Origin of the sequence: Planktothrix sp., assembly GCF_046067725.1 — a bacterium.
In the GTDB taxonomy this organism is placed as follows: domain Bacteria; phylum Cyanobacteriota; class Cyanobacteriia; order Cyanobacteriales; family Microcoleaceae; genus Planktothrix.
This window is the reverse complement of record NZ_JBJUDF010000130.1, coordinates 1-2,522: the sequence shown is the minus strand read 5'-3', so window position 1 is coordinate 2,522 and position 2,522 is coordinate 1. Positions and strand designations below refer to the sequence as shown.

The 2,522-nt window shown below is 33.0% G+C and carries 2 protein-coding genes; both read right to left on the bottom strand.

Annotation, left to right across the window (positions count from 1 at the left end; translation table 11 throughout):
- Nucleotides 1–120: 120 nt before the first annotated feature.
- Nucleotides 121–2,136 (bottom strand): hypothetical protein, encoded by a 2,016-nt coding sequence (locus ACKPEB_RS07385; protein ID WP_408964222.1) that lies wholly within the window; start codon nucleotides 2,134–2,136, stop codon nucleotides 121–123.
- 1 nt (nucleotide 2,137) lies between these two features.
- On the bottom strand, nucleotides 2,138–2,522 hold a 385-nt coding region (locus ACKPEB_RS07380; RefSeq protein WP_408964221.1), incomplete at its 5' end, for a hypothetical protein.

Below are 2,522 nucleotides of genomic sequence, written 5' to 3'. Positions count from 1 at the left end.
TTCTTACGATTAAGTTGATATTGCTTTGATGATTTTTTCAACTTATCGCATTCTTCCCATAGTGAATCAATCATTTCTACTAATTTATAAATATCTGATTTTGTTGGCATAAATTTAATCCTATACTGAGAATGTTTTGTTACATTTTTTACACTTTCTTCTATTCTTCCCATTCTTAACACTCTCAAAACTACCGCAGTGACGACACTCGATAACCGCAGTTTTTGACGGTGTGATGGGTTGTGATGTGATGGGATGTGATGGACTGAAAAGCTTATCCTGTATGACTTGTAGCTCTTGTGATTGTGTGGGATGATGTGATGATTCTGTGATAGCGTGGGATGATTCCGTGAAATACTCGCGTGCGTTTGGCAATTGTGCAATGTATCCTTTTTTACCCATCTCACGAACTAATCCATAGTATTTAATATCGCTATTTCTGAATACTTCAAAATCATTTCTTAGCTCTATTTCTTCACTCTTATCTATTGAATAATCTATCCCTACTTTGATAGCATCTCCTAAGTAAATTTGGACATATTGATTAAAATCTGCTTTATTCCATCCTGGGAACTGCGATACATTGGGAACTTGACCTATGGCGAGTACATAAACCTTTAAAGACCGCCCTAAGCTTACAGCGTTCTTAATAGATAAGGATACCTCTCTAGGCTTTTGCTCGAACGATTCTGATTGTAAAATAAGCTGTTGAAACTCATCTATAATCCAGTATTGGGGTTCCCAGTTTCGACACTCTAACCCTGCATTTAATTTGATTGTATTATCTTCTAATCTGCTATGAATTACCCTGTTTAACTCCTCTAATCCATCATAAGCAGACTGACAACCTGCTATAGATTGAAACCCTATATAATCAGGTTTTATCGCTTTATTTCCTAGATAAAAAGAGCTAAAATTATCAGGTTTGGGCTGGATGAATTTAAACTCAAATTTACCTAATAACTGATGTATTAATGCAGAATAATTATTAGCTAACTCACTTTTTCCGGTTCCCCTTGCTCCCAAAATTAATAGATTGGATTCACTTTGAGCTATCTTTTCGAGCCATCCAGAATAATTTTTAATCTTATCTTTTGCAGTCCGATTATCAATATTAATCTTTAATTTACCCTTACCAATTGAATAGTTGGGGGATGATTCAAAATTCTCAGATAGACCGGGCAACTGGCTTAAAATTTCTTTAATCGATGATTCTGAATACTCGCTCAATATTTCAAAAACGTGGCTTAAGATTCCACAATTATCTAACGATTCCAGATAATTTAATCGGATATTCTTCTTAGAAAATAGTGTTAAAATCAGTCTGATATCAGGGTTTTTAGGTGCTTTAGCTTCATTTTGTAACAGTATTATAGTTTGATTTAAACTGTTAATCTCTTGTTCTAAACTGTTAATTATTGCCTTTAAATTTTCATTTTCATTGATAGCATTATCAATCTTTTGCTCATAAGTGATTACTTGCTTCTCAAGGGTTAATTGTGCCTGAGATACCGATAATTCAAGGTTTTTTGAGTCAATTTCTAACAGTCTTTTTACTTGCTCGTTATCTGCAATCAGTTCCTTAACGTATGTTTCCTGACTTTCTAACTCAATGATTCTATCAGTTAGTCCTTTTATTTGTTGCTCATAATTGTTAATAATTAGCTGTTTTTCTTCCTCTTTCTTACTATTTAAAGCAGATAACTCAATGCTCAAACATTGCTGATAATCGTTCTTTTGGGCGTTTAATTTGGTTTTATGTTCTAAAATTTTTTCTTCTAACTGACGTTTTAAAGTGTTTAATTGTCGGTCAAAATCCGATTGTGATGTATTGATAAGATTTTGATAAAAATCATCTAAATTTTGTTTATCATTTTTAGCAGTATCCAGTTCAAAAGTAAAGTTTTTAACTGCGGTCTGACTGTCTTCTAAAAGTTTGTTAACCCGTTCTAAATCATCGTTTAAACGCTTAATTTTTAAGTTTGGACTATGACCTATCCACACCATAGAGACACAGCTTAAAACACCTCCTAGACCGCCTAAAATCAATTTCTGATTACGGGACAAATCAGGAGATACAGGAGATAAAAAAAGCACCCCTAGAGATGCTGAAAGAGCTAAAAATTTGAGATACATCTTACTTGAGTAGGTTAATTTTTTGACTGGCTTGTGATGAGAATTTAAGGGAAAATAACGCTTGAGACTCGCTTAATTCTGCTTTGATTTGACTTAATTCGAGCATAGCTTTATTGCCTTGAATTAAAAGCTTATCTCTGTTAATTCGAGTATTGGCTTTTTCAAAATTCAATCCATCAGTTAGCTGCAACGTTTTCTCTTTCAAAATTGACAAATTAATCCCATCTTGGTTAAGGTTTTCTGTTGCACTCAAAACCTTAATTTCCGACCGCTTAACGTCAATTTCAGATACTCTTAAATCATTAGATTTAGCTTTAATTTTATTATCTAAAATCCCTAAATCTAAATCATAAAGTTTTTGTTGTTTCTGTTCTTTTTGTAATTCG

What these genes read in the sequence shown, in the direction of transcription:
- ACKPEB_RS07385 (WP_408964222.1), bottom strand. Translation starts at nt 2,136, where the DNA reads ATGTATCTCAAATTTTTAGCTCTTTCAGCATCTCTAGGGGTGCTTTTT.